Source organism: Tumebacillus avium (assembly GCF_002162355.1).
Taxonomy (GTDB): domain Bacteria; phylum Bacillota; class Bacilli; order Tumebacillales; family Tumebacillaceae; genus Tumebacillus_A; species Tumebacillus_A avium.
This window is the reverse complement of record NZ_CP021434.1, coordinates 3,991,515-4,010,055: the sequence shown is the minus strand read 5'-3', so window position 1 is coordinate 4,010,055 and position 18,541 is coordinate 3,991,515. Positions and strand designations below refer to the sequence as shown.

Below are 18,541 nucleotides of genomic sequence, written 5' to 3'. Positions count from 1 at the left end.
GCTGCTACCTCCTAGGGACGCTGAAATTTGTTGCGGCGGATAAAGCGGCCGTTGCCTGCCGCGCCGACATATTCCTGCTCGCGGACGACAAAGTTGCCGCGCGAGAGCACGGAGATCACTTCCCCGTTCACTTCCATGCCTTCAAACGGGTTGTAGTCGACGTTCATGTGGTGCGTTTTCGCCGAGATCGTGCGGGTCGCGTTCGGGTTGAAGATGACGATGTCGGCGTCGGAGCCGACGGCGATGGTGCCTTTTTTCGGGAACATGCCAAACAGTTTGGCCGACTTGGTCGACGTGATGTCGACAAACTGGTTCAGGGAGATGCGCCCTTTGTGCGCCCCTTCGGAGTACAGGATGCTGAAGCGGTCTTCGATCAGCGGGCCGCCGTTGGGAATCTTCGTGAAGTCGCCTTTGCCGAGATCCTTTTGCCCTTCGAAGTTAAACGAGCACTGGTCGGAGCCGACCGTCTGCAGGATGCCGTTTTTCAAAGCGCTCCACAAAACGTCTTGGTTCCATTTCTCACGCAGTGGCGGCGACCAGACGTATTTCGCGCCTTCGAAGTCCGGCTTCTCCAAGTAGGAGATGTCGAGTGCCAGGTACTGCGGGCAGGTCTCGCCGTAGACGTTCAAACCGCGCTCGCGGGCTTCGGCGATGCGCTGCACCGCTTCGGCGCAGGAGACGTGCACCACGTAGAGCTGCGAGTCGGCCAGCGCCGTCAGCGCGATCGCGCGGCCGGTCGCTTCCCCTTCCGCCACCGGCGGGCGGGTGTGGGCGTGGTAGATCGGGTCGGTGTTGCCATTATCGAGCGCCTGCTTGATCAGGTAGTCGATCACGTCGCCGTTTTCGGCATGGACTTGGACGAGCGCGCCGAGTTCCTTGGCGCGGATCAGCGTTTTGAACAGCGTTTCATCGTCCGCCTGGAAGACGTTTTTGTAGGCCATAAATACTTTCAAAGACGTGATTCCTTCTTCGCTGACCACCTGCTCCAACTGCTCGAGCACGCTGTCGTTCGCTTCGGCGATCATCAGGTGGAAGCCGTAGTCGATCACCGCTTTGTTGTCCGCTTTGCCATGCCAAGTTTTGATCGCATCCGACAAGGTCTGACCTTTGGAAGTCAGGCAGAAGTCGACGATCGTTGTCGTGCCGCCAAACGCTGCGGCGCGGGTGCCCGTTTCAAAATCATCGGCGGTCGTCGTGCCGCCAAACGGCATGTCGAGGTGGGTATGCGGGTCGATGCCGCCCGGGAAGAGGTAGCAGCCGGACGCGTCGATCACTTCCGCGCCGCCCGCGTCAAGGTTGTGTCCGATGGCGATCACGCGCTCGCCTTCGATCAGCACGTCCGCCTGGTAAGTGTCGGCAGCGGTGACGACCGTGCCGTTTTGGATCAGCTTTTTCATCGCGCAGTTCCCCTTTCGAGTACCAGTTCGCCCCACGTCTGGTGCGGCTTGCCGGTGTCAATCTGGATCATTTCAATCGCTCCGTCCACCGGGCAGACCAGCGAGCAGAGGTTGCAGCCGACACAGTCGTCTTCGCGCACTTGCAGAATCTGCTTGCCGGTCGCCGGGTCTTCCACGCGGTCGATGCACTGGTGGGAAGCGTCTTCGCAGGAGATGTAGCATTTGTTGCAGTTGATGCAGGTCTCGGTGTCGATGCGGGCCGCGACTTTGTAGTTCAGGTTCAGCGAGCCCCAGTCGGACAGCTTGTCGACCGATTTCCCGGTCAGCTCGACCACCGACTCGATGCCCTTGCTGTCGAGGTAGTTGTTCAGCCCGTCGATCATGTCCTCGACGATGCGGAAGCCGTGGTGCATGACGGCGGTGCAGACCTGCACGTTCGAGGAGCCCATCAGCATGAATTCCACCGCGTCGCGCCAGGTCGAGATGCCGCCGATGCCGGAGATCGGCAAGGCGATTTGCCCGTCGGCAGCGCAGTCAGCGACCATGTTCAAGGCGATCGGTTTGACCGCCGGGCCGCAGTAACCGCCGTGTGCAGCTTTGCCGTCAACATGCGGCTGGGGAATCCAGGTGTCGATGTCGACGCCCATCAGCGAGTTGATCGTGTTGATCATCGAGATCGCGTCCGCCCCGCCTTCGCGCGCGGCGCGGGCGGTGTAGCGGATGTCGGTGATGTTTGGCGTCAGTTTGACGATCACCGGCGTGGTCGCCACCTCTTTGATCCACTCCGTCTGCTGGCGGACCAGCTCCGGATGCTGCCCAACCGCTGCGCCCATGCCGCGCTCCGCCATGCCATGCGGGCAGCCGAAGTTGATCTCCAGCCCGTCGACGCCGGCCGCTTCGACTTTTTTGACGATCTCATGCCAGACTTCGCGGACCGGATCGACCATCAGCGAGGCGATCAAGGCGCGATCAGGGAAGCGTTTTTTCACTTCTTCCATCTCTTTTAAGTTCACTTCCAGCGGGCGGTCGGTGATCAGCTCGATGTTGTTCAGCCCCATCAGGCGCTGGTTGCCGACGCGGTAGCCGCCGTAGCGGGAGGAGACGTTGACGATCGGATCGCCAAGCGTTTTCCAGACCGCGCCGCCCCAGCCCGCTTCGAACGCGCGCAGCACTTGGTATCCGGTGTTGGTAGGCGGCGCAGAGGCCAGCCAGAACGGGTTGGGCGACTTGATGCCGCCCAGTTCAATACGTAAATCCGCCATCGAAATAGGCCTCCTTGGTTAGACCGACAGTGCGGCTTGGTGTTGCAGCGCTTCATGCATGGCGCGTGCAGCCTGCTTGCCTTGCTGGGCAGCGGAGACGACCATCGCGTCGGTGCCGCCTTGCCCGCCGAAGATAAAGTCTCCGGCCGCGTAAACGCGCTCGCGGGACGTTTGCAGCGTCGCCGGATCGAGCGTCGGGATGCCGGATTCATGATCCAGCCCAAACGCTTCGATCAGCGGCAGCAAACGGGTCTGGCCGATCGCTTTGATCACATAATCAACGGCGACCACCTGCTCGCTTCCGGCCACTGGCAAAGGACGGCGGCGGCCTTTTTCATCCGGCTCGCCGAGCTCCATCGCGATCATCTCCACGCCGGTCACGCGCCCGTCAACGCCTACAATGCGCGTCGGCGCTGTCAGCCAGCGGAACTCCACGCCGTCTTGCTTGGCAAATTCAAACTCAAACTCATACGCGGTCATCTCCTGCTCAGTGCGGCGGTAATGAATCTGCACCACGTCCGCGCCGAGGCGCTTGGAGCAGGTCGCGGCGTCAATCGCCGTGTTGCCTGCGCCGATGACGGCGACTTTTTTGCCGATGAAGTCTTGGCGCAGGGCTTGGGTTTTGGTTTCTTCCACAAAAGCGATCGCGTCGAGCACACCGTCAAGCGTTTCGCCTGCGATGTTCAGCTGCGGCACAGCGCCCATGCCCGGCGCGAGCAGCACGGCGTGGTGGTTCGCCAGCAGCTCGTCGGCGGAAATGTCAGCGCCAACGCGGACGCCATAGCGGAACGCTACGCCCAGCGCTTCGATCTGCTCGACTTCCCACTGCGGGATGTCCTGCGGCAGGCGGAACGAGACGATGCCGTACGTGTTCAAGCCGCCTCCCTGCTCTTTTGCTTCATAGACGGTGACCTCATAGCCGTACCGCGCCAGCTCGCGGGCTGCAGACAGCCCGGCCGGGCCGGCGCCGACGATGGCGACGCTGCGGCCGTTTGGCTCCCCGGCGGTGAACAGCTGTGTTTTCGTTTCCATCGCCCAGTCGGTGACATGGCGCTGGAGCAGGCCGATCAAGATTGACTTGTCCGACTCGCTGTTCAGGACGCAAGCCCCTTCGCAGAGCTCAGATGTCGGGCAGACCCGGGCGCAGGACGCGCCGACCGGATTGGCTTCCATGATCGTGCGCGCCGAGCCGAGGAGATTGCCTGAGGCAATTTTTTTGATAAAGGACGGGATGTCGATGCCGGTCGGGCAAGCCTGCACGCAAGGAGCGTCATAGCAGTACAGGCAGCGGTTCGCTTCATCCAGCACTTCTTTCGGATTCAGCGGGGGCATCACTTCGTAGAAATTGACGTTTAGGCTCATCATTTGCCTCCTCGGAGCGCGCCTCTGTCCACGCGCTTGATCGCCGTTGCACCGCCGGCAGCGACGCCTTGCTTGGATTCGATCTTCGCGGCGATGCCTTCGACGGTCGCCGTTTCAAACAGGTCGGACAGGTTGAAGTCGATCTTGAACGCCTCTTTCAGGCGCGACACCGCCATCGTCGCCAGGAGCGAGTGGCCGCCGCGGTCAAAGAAGTTGTCTTCCGCCCCGACCTGCTCCACGCCAAGCAGATCGGCAAAAATAGCAGCCACCTGCTCTTCGAGCGGCGTGCGCGGTTCGACGTACGGACGGGTCGCCGCCGTCAACACCGCATCGGGCGCCGGAAGCGCTTTGCGGTCGATCTTGCCGTTTTGGTTGAGCGGCAGCGCGTCGAGGAAGACGATCGCCGCCGGCACCATGTATTCGGGCAGCTTGTTTTGCAAGTACTCGCGCAGGGCGGCTTCCTCTGCCGTCTGCCCCGGCTCCGGCACAATATAGGCGGCGAGGTTCTTGTCGCCTTGGTGCTCGAAGACGGAGAGGACAGCGTGCTTGACCGCTTCATGCTGGGTGAGCACCGTTTCGATCTCGCCGAGCTCGACGCGGAAACCGCGGATCTTCACCTGGCCGTCGATGCGGCCGAGGAATTCCAGCGTGCCGTCCGGCAAGTAGCGCACGAGGTCGCCCGATTTGTAGCGGCGCTGGCCGTCGACGGTGATGAACTTCTCGGCGGTCAGCTCGTCGCGGCCGAAGTAGCCGCGCGCCACGCCATGCCCGCCGATATGCAGTTCGCCCGGCACGCCAAGCGGCGCAGGCTGGCCGTATGCATCGCAGACATAAAGCTTTGCGTTGCTAAAGCGCTTGCCGATCCAGTTGCGGTCTTCCCTGGTCTCGCCACGCTTGACATGATGGGCGGTCGCGAGGATCGACGCTTCGGTCGGGCCGTACAGCACATGCACGCCGGCCGACGAGAAGGTGTCGTTCAGATCGTGCAGCAGCTGCGGCGGCACGGTGTCCCCGCCGCTGAACAGCAGGCGCAGCTTGTCGTACTGCGCGCCGTGCTGCCGGGCAAGTTTCACTCCGTCGACGATGCGGCGCATCAGGCTCGGCACACAGTGCATCACCGTGACGCGCTGCAGGTCAAACAGCAGCTGCTCCATGTTCAGGATCTGGTCGCGCGACATGATCAACGCCCGTCCACCGGCGAGCAGCGGGCTCATCAGCTCGAAGACAGCAATGTCAAACGCCGCCGACGCGATCCAGGTGACCACGTCGTGCTCGTGGAAACCGTATTCCTCCTGCGTCGCCAGCAGTGAGGACAGGACGTGGCGGTGCTCGACGGCGACCGCTTTCGGCGTTCCAGTCGAGCCGGAGGTGTAGATCAGGTAGGCGAGGTTGTCAGGCGCGACGCCGCTGTCCACGTTCTCTTCCCCATAGCCTGCGAGCAGCTCGCGTTCAGAATCGAGGCAGACGAGCTGAGCGGAATGCGCCGGGAACCCTTTGGCCAGATCGGACGTCGTGACCATCACGGTCGCGTTGGTGTCCTGCAGGATAAACGCGGTGCGCTCCGCTGGGTTGGCCGGATCGACCGGAACATACGCGCCGCCCGCCTTCTGGATGCCGAGCTGCGCGATGACGAGCTCCAGCGAGCGTTCCACACACATCGTGACGAGCGACTCCGGGCCAACGCCAAGCGTTTGCAGATGGCGCGCCAACTGATTGGCGCGGGCGTTCAGCTCGCGGTAGGTCAGTGTCTCTCCGGCAAATTCCAAGGCGACGTTGTCCGGCGTGCGGGCCGCCTGCTCTTCAAATTTCCCGTGCAGGCAGGCGTCGACCGGCGCGGACAGCTCGCCGTTCCACTGGCGCATCTGCTCCAGCTCTGCGTCGGTCAGCATCGGCAGTTCGAACACTTTCTGATCCGGGTTGTCGACCAAAGCGCCGACGAGGTTCTCGTAGTGCTCGACAAAGCGCACGATCGTCGCTTCTTCAAACAGGTCGCTGCAGTATTCGATCGCGCAGAGGAACCCTTCCGGCTTCTCGACGCAGTTGAGCGAGATGTCAAATTTGGATGTGCCGTTGTCATAGCGGACGGGCGACATGGTCAGGTCTTGCAGATGCACCACTTCGCGCGGCGTGTTTTGCAAAGCAAACATCACTTGGAACAGGGGCGGATGGCTGCGGTTCCGTTCCGGGGCCAGCTCTTCAACCAGCTTTTCAAACGGCAGGTCCTGATGGGCAAACGCGTCGAGGGCGTTGGTATGCACGGTGCGCAGAAGCTCGCGGAACGTCGGGTTGCCGGACAGGTCGCTGCGCATGACGAGCGTGTTGACGAAGAAGCCGATCAGCTGCTCGATGCCTTTGACGTTGCGACCGGCGATCGGCGTGCCGACCCAGATGTCCTCCTGCCCCGTCCAGCGGGCGAGCAGCACCTGATAGGCGGCTAGCAGAGTCATAAACAGCGTGGCGCGCTCCTGCTGGTTGAAGGCTTGCAGCTTCTGCACGAGTTCTGGCTTCAGAAAGTGGTTGTACGTCCGGCCATTGTTCGACTGCACGGCCGGGCGCGGCTTGTCGGTCGGCAGTTGCAAGACGGGAACCGAGCCGCTGAGCCTGTTTTTCCAGTAGCCGAGCTGATCGTCCAGCACTTGTCCGCTCAGGTGGTTGTACTGCCACTCCGCGAAGTCGGCGTATTGGATCGACAGCTCGGGCAACGGCACCGGCTGATCTTTGGCGAACGCGTCGTAGATCGCCGCCAGCTCGGTGAAAAATACGCCCATCGACCAGCCGTCCGAGATGATATGGTGCAAGGTGATCAACAGCAGGTGTTCTTCCGGGGCCAGCCGGAGCAGGCGGGCGCGAATGAACGGCGCCTGGCTGAGGTCGAACGGTCGCTTGAACTCCTCTTCCCGCGCCAGCTCCATCCCTTTGTCGAAGCGCTCCGCTTCCGGGAGGTGCTGCAGGTCGGTCAGTGGGATGTCGATGGCCAGCTCCGCGTGCACGACCTGCTTCAAGCCGTCTTCCTGCATCTCAAAGGAAGTGCGCAGCGTTTCGTGACGATAGATCACTTCGTTGACCGTGTCGGTCAACACGTCCGCATCAAGCTTCCCGGTCAGGCGCACGGCGTTGGGCATGTTGTAAAACGGATTGCCCGGCGCCAGTTGGTCGAGAATCCACATCCGCTGTTGGGCGAATGATGCCCGAAGTACATATACTTCCGCTTCAGTCTGTGTCGTTGCATCCCAAGTGGTCACGTTTCATCGTCCTCTCTTCTCGTGTTGATCTGCGTCCCGCTTACGAGCGGCGCGAGGTGCGGGCGGTGCGCTGCATCGCTTTGATCGCCGGCTTTTCCGGCTCCGTTGCGCCGCCGGTCAGCTGCACCTGTTCGATCAAGGTGGCCAGCTCGGAGATCGTCACCGCTTCAAACAGCTCCTTCAGCGGCACAAGGATGCCAAACGTCTCCTGAATCTCAACAACCATCCGCGTGGCGATCAGGGAATGCCCGCCGATCTCGAAAAAGCTGTCATGCACGCCAACGCGCTCCAGGCGAAGCAGTTCCTGCCAGATCGCGGCGAGCTTTGCTTCCGTTTCATTGCGCGGCGCCACATAGTCGGTGGCCGCCCCTGTCCCCTGCTCCGGCGCAGGCAGGCGCTTGCGGTCGACTTTGCCGTTTGGCGACAAGGGGAACGCGGTCAGGCACACAAAGTGGCCCGGCACCATGTATTCCGGCAGCTGCTGTTTGAGCAGGCTGCGCAGTTCGTTTGACTCCGGGGTTTCCCCCTCTGCGGCGGTGACGAGGTAGGCGGTCAGGCGTGCCTGGCCCGGTTCGTCTTCGCGCAACAGCACAAGCGCTTCCCGGACTGCCGCATGGCGGAGCAGGAGCGTTTCGATCTCCCCTGTCTCGATGCGGAAGCCGCGCAGTTTGACCTGATGGTCGAGGCGTCCCAAGTACTCCAGATTCCCGTCCGGCAGCCAGCGTGCCAAGTCGCCGGTGGCGTACATGCGCGCGTCTGGCGCTGCGGAGAACGGATCACCAATGAATTTCTCGGCGGTAAGGTCATCGCGGCCCAAGTAGCCGCGCGCCAGTCCGTCACCCGCGAGATAGAGCTGGCCGGCCACGCCCGTCGGCACCGGTTGCAGATGCGCGTCAAGCAGATAAGCCTGCGTGTTCGGGAGCGGGCGTCCGATGACCGGCGCCGTCGCGGTTTCGCGGTCGATCATGGCGTACGTGGAGTACGTCGTGTCCTCCGACGGGCCGTACAGGTTGTAGACTTTCTCCACCGTGCCGAGGGCGTACAGCTTCTGCACGAAGTGCAAAGGCAACGCTTCTCCGGCGAGGTTGACCGTGCGCACAGACGACGGGATCGCGTTCAGGCGCAACAGTTCGGCGATCGCCGAGGGCACGGTGTTGATCAGCGTCACGTCGTCTCTGGCAGCCAGCTCCGGCAGATGCAGCGCGTTTTCGGCGAGCAGGACGGTGCCGCCCGCCGCAAGCGTCACGAACAGTTCAAAGACGGAGAGGTCAAAGCAGATCGACGTGGCGAACAGCACGCCCGCCAGTTCGGCTTGGGAAAATTCGGCCTTGGCCCATTCGATCATCGTGGCGGCGCTGCGATGTTCGATCGCCACCCCTTTTGGTCGTCCCGTGGAGCCTGACGTGTAGATGACATAGGCCAGATCGCGTTCGATTACAGCGGACGTCAGATTGTCATCCGCCGCCAGCTCCGTTTCGGGGAGCGGCAGGCACAATTTTTCCGCGCCGTGCTCCGGCAGGTCGTGCAGCAGGTGCGCTTGGGTCAGCAGCACCGCGAGCTTGGCGTCTTCCATCGTGTAGAGCACCCGCTCCTGCGGGTACGCCGGGTCGAGCGGCACATACGCCCCGCCCGCTTTTAACACCCCAAGCATGCCGATGACCATGTCGGCCGAGCGGTCCATGTAGATCCCGACCAGCGCCCCCGGCACGACGCCGAGCTGCTGCAGACGAGCAGCCACCGCGTTGGCCTGGCGGTTGAGCTGTGCATAGGACAGGCGCGTTTCGCCGACAACCAAAGCGGTCGCATCCGGCGTTTGCGCCGCCTGGCGCTCGAAGCTGTGGTGGATGAGCGTGTCTTGCAGAGCAAGCGTCCCGGTGTTGGCACCGATGGCGAGCGCCTGCTCCCGCTCCGTTTCCGACAAGAACGGCAGCTCGGTGATCGAGCGTTCCGGGTTGTCCAAAATCGCTCCGAGCAGTGCGATGAAATGGCGCAGCAGGCGCTGAATCGTCGCGGTGTCAAACAGGTCGGCGTTGTATTCGCACACGCCGCGCAGCCCGTTTTCGTTGTCGACCATGTTGATCACAAAATCATAGTCGACCGACTCTTTCTCCACCCCGAGGCGGGTCAGCGTCATGCCCGGCAGTTCCACCTGCAGCCCTTCGACCTGCAGTGCGGAGCCCGGCGTGTTGAGCAGCGCGAACACCGCTTGAATCAGCGTGGAGTGCGAGGAGCTGCGCTCCGGACGCACCGCTTCGACGAGACGTTCGAACGGTACATCTTGATTCGCGTAGGCGTCGAGCGTGGTCTGCTTGACGCGGGCGAGCAGTTCGCGGAACGTCGGCGCGCCCGAAAGGTCGGTGCGCAACACGATCGTGTTGACGAAAAATCCGATCAGCCCTTCGACTTCTTCCCGAGTGCGGTTGGCAACCGGAGAGCCGAGCAGGATGTCCTCTTGCCCGGAGTAGCGCGACAAGAGCGTGTTAAACGCCGCCAAGAGCAGCATGTACAACGTGACGCCTTCCTGCCTGGCGAGGAGGTGCAGCTCGTCCGACAAGCTTCTCGGCACTTCAAAGGAGAACGAATTGCCGCGGAAGGTCTGCTGTGCGGGACGAGGACGGTCGGTCGGCAACTGCAGCACCGGCAGCGGCCCTTGGAGCTGCTCCCGCCAGTACGCCAGCTGTCCGTCCAGCCCTGCCCCGTTCAGCAACTCGCGCTGCCAAACCGCATAGTCGGCATATTGCACAGGGAGTTCCGGCAGATCGGACACTTCCCCTTGCGAGTAACGGTCGTACAAGGCCAGCGTCTCCTGATAGATCCGGCTCATCGACCAGCCGTCGGTGATGATGTGGTGCATCATCAGCACCAAAATGTGATCCTGCTCCGACAAGCGCAGGAGCGTCAGCGAGAACGGTGCGCCGTCAGACAGCGTAAACGGCCGTTTGTACAGTTCGGTCGCCAGCTCCTTCCCGCGCGGGTACCGCTCTGTTTCCGGCAGGCCTTGCAGGTCGATCACCGGAAGCGGGCGCGGCGTGAACGGCTCGATCTTCTGCACGGGCTGTCCTCCGACCATGTGGAACGAGGTGCGCAGGTTTTCATGGCGGCGCACCAGTTCATTCAAGGCGGACTGCAGCGCATCGAAATCGATCGCCCCTTGGATCCGCACCACTTCCGGGATGTTGTACGTCGGTGTCCCCGGCTGCAGCTGCTCGAAGAACCACAAGCGCTCCTGCGAAGAGGACATCGGCATGTATTCTGCGCGCGGCTGAGGCAGGACAGGCGGTGTCTGCAGGCCTTTGCCTTCGCTTTGGGCCGCTTCGATCTGTTCGGCCAACGCTTGCAAGGTCGGCGCTTCAAAGAACAGCTTCAACGGCAGCGATACTTCGAACGCCCGCCGCACGCGGGACAAGATCTGCGTCGCCAAGAGCGAGTGGCCGCCAAGCTCAAAGAAGTGGGCATCGGCGCTCACCTGTTCCAGACGCAAGACTTCCTGCCAGATCGCCGCCAGTTCCGCTTCCACAGCGGTTCGCGGCGCGACAAACGGGCGTTCCGCCTGTCCTGCTGCTCCATCGGGAGCCGGCAGCGCCAGCCGGTTGATTTTGCCGCTTGGCGTCAGCGGCAGCGCTTCGAGCATGACAAACGCGGACGGCACCATGTACTCCGGCAGCTTGTTTTGCAAAAACTGGCGCAGGTCGCCTGCGCTCACTTCTGCTCCTTCAAGCGGCACGGAGTAGGCGACAAGGCGTTTGTCGCCCGGAATGTCTTCGCGCACCGTGACGATCGTCGAGTGCACATCGTCATGCTGAATCAGCGCCGCTTCGATCTCGCCGAGCTCAATGCGGAACCCGCGAACCTTCACCTGATTGTCGACGCGGCCGAGGAACTCGATGTTGCCGTCCGGCAGCCAGCGCACGACGTCGCCCGTTTTGAACAGACGCCCTTGCCCAAACGGATTGGGCAGGAAACGCTCCGCCGTCAAATCGGGACGTTTATAGTAACCGCGAGCAAGCACCGCCCCGCCTGCGCACAGCTCGCCCGGCACGCCGATCGGCACCTGCTGCAGGTTGCGGTCGAGGATGTACAGCTCGGCGTTGGCGATCGGACGCCCAATCGGGATGTTCACTGCGCCTGGCAGCACCTTTTCCGTCTCGTAATACGTGACGTCGGCCGCCACTTCGGTCGAGCCGTAGAGGTTGAGCAGTTGGGCAGCGGGCAGCGCCTTGTGGAAGCGCTGGGTCAGCTCGACCGTCAAAGCCTCGCCGGAGCAGACCCAGAATTTCAGGTCGGGCAGTTCCTGTTGCAAGTCGTCATACGTGTCGAGCAAAGCGCGCAGCAAGGACGGGACGAGCACGATCCGTGTGACTTTGTGTGTGCGCAAAGCCGGAACAAACTGCTCGATGTCCTTGACGGTCAGGTCGCTGAAGATCACCAGCGGCACCCCTTGCAACAGCGGGCCCCAGATCTCCCAGATCGAGTCGCCGAAGTTGAGCGACGTTTTCTGCGAGCAGACATCTCCTGCCGCAAACGGGTAGGAGTTCCACATCCACTGGAAGCGGTTGACCATCGCGCGGTACGTGCCTTCCACGCCTTTGGGCTTGCCTGTCGAGCCGGACGTGTAGAGCACGTACCAGATGCTGGAGGGATCGGGTTGCACGCCGAGGTTGTCTTGGCTCTCCTCTGCGATCTCCGCCCAGTCGGTGTCGAGGCAGACCGCTTTCGCCGAATGAACGGGCAGCGTCTCCAGCACGCGGGACTGGGTGAGCAGCAAGTTTACGCCGGAGTCTTCCAGCATGTACGCTTTGCGCTCTTCCGGGTAGCCGGGGTCGACCGGCACGTAGGCCGCGCCTGTCTTCATGATGCCAAGCAGCGCGGTGATCATCTCCGGCGTGCGCTCCATCGAGATCCCGACCAGCCCCTGCGGCGTCACGCCCTGCTTCTGCAGGTAGCGCGCCACTTGGTTGGCGCGGGCGTTGAGCTCGCCGAAGGTCAAGGTCTGATTTTCAAACAAAACGGCCGGCGCGTCTGGCGTTCTGGCCGCCTGTGCTTCAAACAAGCTATAGACCGTCTCCTCCTGCGGGAAATCGGCTTGCGGGCCGTTCCATTCCCCGGCGAACAGAGACGCTTCCTGCGCGGTGAGCAGCGGCAGCGTGGCGATCGTCTGCCCCGCATCGCTGAGGATGCTGTCCAGCAGGTTGTGCAGATGCTTCCCCATCCGCTCCATCGTGGCGCGGTCGAACAGGTCGGTGTTGTATTCAAAGCGCGCCAGCAGGCCGCTTTCCTTTTGCATCATGTATAAGGACAGGTCAAATTTGGAGGTGCCGCTGTCCAGTTCCTGCGCCTGCAGGTGCAGCCCGGAGAGCTTCAGCTCCGGCACGGGCGCGTTTTGCAAAGCGAACATCACTTGGAACAACGGCGAGTAGCTCATGTTGCGCTCCGGCTGGAGCTCTTCGACCAGTTTTTCAAACGGCAGGTCTTGGTTGGCAAACGCCCCCACCGCCGTCTCTTTCACACGGGACAGCACATCGCGGAAGGACAGATCGCCCCCAACTCCGGTGCGCATGACAAGCGTGTTGACGAAAAAGCCGATCAGCCCTTCGATCTCCCCTTTGTTGCGGTTGGCGATCGGCGAGCCGACGGTGATGTCCTCCTGCATCGTGTAGCGGTAGAGCAGCGTTTTGAACGCGGCGAGCAGGGTCATGTAGAGCGTGGCGCCTTCCCCTTTGCCCAACGCTTCCAGCCTGTGCTCCAGCTCTTTTGGCAGCCAAAAATCGTATAAGGCACCAGTAAAGGTCTGCATCGCGGGACGCGAACGGTCGGTCGGCAGATGCAAGGTGGTCAGCTCCTGCCCGAGCTGGTCTTTCCAGTACCCGAGCTGCTTTTGCAAGACCTCCCCTTGCATCCACTCGCGCTGCCAGTGGGCAAAATCGCCGTACTGCACAGGCAGCGCTTCCAGCGGTGACGGGCGGCCGGTCAAAAAGGCATCGTACAGCGCCGCCATCTCGCGGATCAGCACGCCAAACGACCAGCCGTCGCCGATGATGTGGTGGATGACGAGCACGAGGGTGTATGCGTCCGCCCCGTGCTGCAGGACGGTGGCCCGCAGCATCGGGCCAGCCGCCAGATCGAACGGACGCTTCGATTCCTGTTCGGTCAGCCGTGCCGTCTCCGCCTCGCGCTCCCCTGCGGGCAGCGCGGTCAAGTCGATCAGCGGGACGGTCAGCGTCAGGTGCGGAAGGACGGTCTGCACCGCCTCCTCTTCTCCGGCGGTGAAGACGGTGCGCAGCGCTTCGTGGCGGGCGACGATTTCGTTCAGCGCCCGCTCCAGCACGTCGAGGCGCAGATCGCCTGTCATCTGGACAGCGTACGGGATGTTGTAAGTCGCCGTGCCCGGCTCCAGCTGATCGAGCAGCCAGACGCGCTGCTGCGAGAAGCTGAGCGGAATGTCGCCGGCCGGGCGGCGCGGGATGCCGCTGGGCTTGACGGCCGCCGGGGCGGTTGCTTCCCCGCGCATCCGCCGCTTGAGCAGTTCGCGCTGGGCGGCGGTGAGTGTGGAACGCTTCTCTTGGATGTCTGTTTTGTTGTTGTCCATCGTTTGCTTACACCTCCGAAACTAGTAGCTCAACGCTTCTTCATCGCTCAGCTTGGAGATCTCTTCGATGATCAGCTCTTCGATGATCACGGAGAGCTCGGCGACCGTCGCCGCTTCAAAGAGAATGCGCAAGGGCAGGTCGACTTGGAACGAACTGCGCAGGCGGGTGATCAATTGCGTGCCGAGCAGCGAGTTGCCGCCGAGCTGGAAGAACGAGTCATGCACACCTACCGCTTCGATGCCGAGCAGCTCTTGGAAAATCTGCGCGATCAGCTCTTCCCCTTCATCGCGCGGCTCGACATACGCCGTGTGCAGGTTGGGACGAGCGTGGGCCTGGCCGGACAGCTTTTCATGCATCGCGTCGGCTTGACCTGTTTGCGCTTCGAACTGGATCCATTTTTTCAGTGCGAGGTGCAGGTCTTTTGGCGTTGCGATCACCGGCACCGCCTGTTCCATCGCAAACACGCGGCCGATGGCGTCGAGCATCTGTGCGCCTGTGCCCGGCTCCCAGTTGACGAGCAGCCACGGGAAGTTCCCTTCGCGCTGCCCGTTCTGCGCAAATGCGTCGAGGAACAGGTGCGCCGCCGTCGGCGCGGCCAGTCCGATCCCCCGAGGACGGAGGAGAGCGACGAGTTGATCAGGCAGAAATCGAGGAGCTTGTCGGCGAACAGCTGTTGCAGGACATACGCCCCGCCAACGCGCGGACGGAAGTGCGGTTCACATTCGGCGACGGTCGTCTCGGCGATCGTCGTCATCGTGTCCGGGTCGACCAGTCCGGCGGCGTGAATGACACCGTGGATCTGGCCCCACTCCGCTTCGGTGGCTGCGATCACGTCACGCATTTGCGCAACGTCAGCCACATCGGCGTTGAAGATGCGCACTTCTGCGCCCAGCGCTTCCAGACGGCGCACGTTGTAGGTGCGGGCGCTGAGCTTGTCTTCGCCGTGCTCGGCGGCCAGCGGGTCAGCCCACTGTTCGCGCGGCGGCAGCGGCGTGCGGGAGACGAGGACGAGCTTCGCCTGCACCGTTTGCGCGAGGTACTCGGCGTACCAGGTGCCAAACGTGCCGAGACCGCCGGTGATCAGGTACACGCCGTTTTCGCGCAGGAACTTCGGACGAGCTTGCGCTTGCGGCAACGGGTGCGGTTCAAACGTCTGCACGAAGCGGTGCTGACCGCGGAAGCCGACCAGACGGTCCGGGCTGCCGGCAGCGAACTCGTTCAGCAGCTGCGTCTGCAGCCGTTGGGCTTGCCGGGAGTTGGCTTGCGGCAAGCGAATGTCGAGTGCGCGGCAGGTGATGTTGGCGTACTCCTGCGGGATGACTTTGCAGGCGGCGAGCAGGGTCGCTTTTTCCGCAAACGGCTCATCGGCGCTTTCGATCTCGCTGATCTGGTCGGCGATCACCCAGAGTTCGAGGAGATCGGCGAGGTGCAGCTTGGAGACCGTCTTGGCGATGTTCAGCAAGGAGTAGAACCCAAGCGTTTGTGCCGTCTCGAAATCGCCGGTGAAATCGCGGTCGCCCGTGACGCTGAACAGATGGAGCAGCTTGGCAGGCGTTTTGTCCTGCTGCAGCAAGTCGCGCATCACCTGTTCATAGTCAGCGGAGCTGGCCGGGTTGATCACGTAGCTTGCGGCACCGTTTTTCTGGTAGCTCTCCCCTGCCGTCACGTCGAACACTTCATGTCCAAGTGCGCTTAACTGCTGGGAAAGCTGGCGGCCAAGTCCTCCTTCATCCGCAAAGACCAGCCAGCGGGACGGCGCTTGTTCGGCCGCCGGAAGCTGTGCCAGCGTCCGCTTCCATACCGGAAGCGAGAACCAGTCGGCGACGTCCGTTTTGACCTCTTGAACGGATGCGGCGGCAACGGTTGCGCCCGCCAGCGGTTCGATCCAGTAGCGGTGGCGCTCAAACGGATAGGTCGGCAGCGGAACGCGCAGACGGCGCTCTTCGCCCGTGTAGGCCTGCCAATCGATCTCCACGCCTTCCAGCCAGAGCTGGCCGAGCGTGCCGAGCAGAAACGCCGCATCGGAGCGCTGGTCAAAGGAAGCCTTCAGCGTCGGCAGCACGGTGCGACCAGTCAGCGTTTGCGCGGCAAAGCTGGACAAGGTCTGCCCCGGTCCGACTTCCAGCAAGAGCAGATTGGGGTCTTCCGCCAGCGCACGGACGCCGTCGGCAAAGCGCACCGTCTGGCAGAGGTGACGCGCCCAGTACGCCGGGTCGGTCACATCGTCGGCGGTCGCCCAGGTGCCTGTCACGTTGGAGAGGAACGGGATCTGCGGCTCCTGCGGGGAGATCGCACGCACCAGCTCGGTCAGCTTGGCGGCGATCGGCTCCATCAGCGGCGAGTGGAACGGATGGGTGGAATGCACGCGGGAACAAGCGATGCCCTGTCCTTGCAAGCGTGCTTCCAGCTCGGCGATCTTCTCCTGCGTGCCGGAGAGGACAACGTGCTTCGGCGCGTTGACCGTCGCCAGATACAGCCCTTCTGTCAGCAAGCCTTGTGCATCTTCCGCGCTCATCGGCACGGCGAGCATCGCGCCGCCCGGCAGCTCTTGAATCAGCTGTGCGCGCTTGGCGATGAGCATCAGCGCATCTTCCAGCTCAAACACGCCCGCGTGGCAGGCCGCCACATATTCCCCGAGCGAATGCCCGATCATCGCCTGCGGTTGAATGCCCCACGCCATCAAGAGACGGCTCAGCGCGTATTCGATCACAAACATCGCCGGTTGTGCGTACAACGTCTCGTTCAATTTTTGCGCCTGCGGATCGGCCGTCTCCTCACGGCGCAGCATCTTGCGCAGGTCGAACGCTTGTCCCGCCTGCCCAGCTCCTTTGGCAGCCCGCTCCGGGTCGAACAGCAGATCGCGCAGGTCAGCGCCGAGGTGCTTTTTCAAAATCTCGCAGCACTCGTCAACCGTCTCTTGGAACAGAGCTTCCGTCTGGTACAGCTCGTAGCCCATGTTGACGTACTGGTCGCCAACGCCGGTGAACAAAAAGGCCACCGGGCGCTCCTGCATCGGCAAGGTGCGGCTCATCAGCTTTTGCGGATCGCGCTCAGCAAGCGCTGCTGCCGCTTCGGCGTGGTTTTGTACGACGAGGGCGCGGCGGGCAGCAAATCCTTTTCTGCCCATTTGCAGCGTGTAGGCGACATCGGCCAGCTGCTGCTCCGGGTGTGCGGTCAGATGCTGTGCGAGGTTGTCGGTGGCCGCTTCCAGCGCGGCGTCCGTCTTCGCCGACAAGAGCAACAGCTGCCACGGTCTCGACGCATCTTCGCTCTCCTGCACCGGCGCTTCTTCGAGCACGGCGTGGACGTTTGTGCCGCCGAGGCCAAACGACGATACCCCGGCGCGGCGCGGCGTGCCGTCCGTCTCCCAAGGGGTCAGCTCGGTGTTGACGACAAACGGCGAATTGTCAAAATCGATCTTCCCGTTCGCTTTTGCAAAATTCAGCGTCGGCGGGATCTCGCCGTGCTGCAGGCTGAGCACCGTCTTGATCAGGCCGGTCACACCCGCAGCGGCGTCGAGATGGCCGACGTTCGTTTTCACCGAACCGATCTTGCAGAACCCGGTACGGTCGGTGCTGAGCTGGAACGCCTGGGTCAGCGCCGAGATCTCGATCGGGTCGCCAAGCTCCGTGCCGGTGCCGTGCGCTTCGATGTAGGAGACGGTGTCCGGCTCCACATCGGCGATGGCCAGCGCTTCGGCGATCGCCTGGGACTGCCCTTCGACGCCCGGTGCGGTGAAGCCGACTTTTTGTGCGCCGTCATTGGAGATCGCGGTGCCTTTGATCACCGCATAGACGGTGTCGCCGTCCGCCACGGCGTCTTCCAGCCGCTTGAGCACAACAACGCCAAGACCGCTGCCCGGCACAGTGCCTTTGGCGTTCTCATCAAACGCGCGGCAATGCCCGTCCGGCGACAGGATCGAGCCGTTGACATAGGTGTAGCCTGCCGTCTGCGGCACAGCGATCGACACGCCGCCGGCCAGCGCCATGTCCGTTTCGCCGACAAGCAGGCTCTGGCAAGCCAGATGCACCGCCGTCAGCGACGTCGAGCAGGCGGTGGACAAGGAGACGCTTGCGCCTTTCAGGTTCAGCTTGTGCGACGTGCGGGTGGCGACATAGTCTTTGTCGTTGGTGATCATCAGCTGGACCTGCCCGACCGATTCCACCAGTTCGCGATTCGGCAGCAGGTTAAACAGCATATAGCGGGAAATGCCGGTGCCGGCAAATACGGAGACGGTGCCGTCATAGCGGTCCGGGTCGTAGCCCGCGTGCTCCATGGCCGACCATGCGGTTTCTAAAAACAAGCGGTGCTGCGGGTCCATGATCTCCGCTTCTCTCGGGTTAAAACCAAAAAAAGCGGCATCAAAATCGGCCACGCCGTCCAGCGTCGCTCCCGCTTTGACAAAATTCGGGTCTTCCAGCTTAGCCGGGCTCACCCCGGCTGCCAGCAGTTCCTCATCGGTGAACAAGCGCACCGACTCTACGCCTTCGCGCAGGTTGTTCCAAAATTCCTCAATATTTTTCGCTCCCGGGAAGCGCCCAGACAGTCCGACGACCGCAATCCCTTCCAACGTTTGATCCTCGTGGCTCATCTTCAAGATTTCCTCCTTACGATTGCCTTGGTTGTACAATTAACGACAGTGAAATTCAGAAAAAATCGAATTAGTTTCTCTCCTTTTCATATTCTGGTTG

General features: G+C 62.5%; 7 protein-coding genes. All 7 read right to left on the bottom strand.

From position 1 onward, the window contains the following. Positions 1-11: 11 nt before the first annotated feature. From hydA to CBW65_RS18900, 7 genes are read right to left on the bottom strand one after another with little or no spacing between them, the layout of a single operon-like run. Positions 12-1,397: a dihydropyrimidinase gene (gene hydA / locus CBW65_RS18925; RefSeq protein WP_087458160.1), complete on the bottom strand. Its 1,386-nt coding sequence runs from the start codon at positions 1,395-1,397 to the stop codon at positions 12-14. Then, the gene (gene preA, locus CBW65_RS18920; RefSeq protein ID WP_087458159.1) at positions 1,394-2,659 is read right to left on the bottom strand and encodes an NAD-dependent dihydropyrimidine dehydrogenase subunit PreA; all 1,266 of its coding nucleotides are present in this window, start codon (positions 2,657-2,659) and stop codon (positions 1,394-1,396) included. The genes hydA and preA overlap by 4 nt, the downstream gene beginning before the upstream one ends. An 18-nt stretch (positions 2,660-2,677) precedes the next feature. Continuing rightward, the gene (locus CBW65_RS18915; RefSeq protein WP_408646508.1) at positions 2,678-4,024 is read right to left on the bottom strand and encodes an NAD(P)-dependent oxidoreductase; all 1,347 of its coding nucleotides are present in this window, start codon (positions 4,022-4,024) and stop codon (positions 2,678-2,680) included. Next, entirely contained in the window at positions 4,021-7,263 is a 3,243-nt protein-coding gene (locus CBW65_RS18910; protein WP_157722059.1) for a non-ribosomal peptide synthetase, read from the bottom strand. Before CBW65_RS18910 ends, CBW65_RS18915 begins: the two co-directional genes overlap by 4 nt. 40 nt (positions 7,264-7,303) lie before the next feature. Next, complete coding sequence (locus tag CBW65_RS18905) at positions 7,304-13,849, bottom strand: non-ribosomal peptide synthetase (protein ID WP_087458156.1); 6,546 nt, start codon at positions 13,847-13,849, stop codon at positions 7,304-7,306. Positions 13,850-13,870: 21 nt separating this feature from the next. Then, positions 13,871-14,335 carry a phosphopantetheine-binding protein gene (locus CBW65_RS24610; RefSeq protein WP_198299661.1) on the bottom strand — a complete coding sequence of 155 codons (465 nt, stop codon included), beginning with the start codon at positions 14,333-14,335 and terminating at the stop codon, positions 13,871-13,873. Beyond that, complete coding sequence (locus tag CBW65_RS18900) at positions 14,284-18,441, bottom strand: type I polyketide synthase (RefSeq protein ID WP_198299660.1); 4,158 nt, start codon at positions 18,439-18,441, stop codon at positions 14,284-14,286. Before CBW65_RS18900 ends, CBW65_RS24610 begins: the two co-directional genes overlap by 52 nt. Positions 18,442-18,541 lie beyond the last annotated feature (100 nt).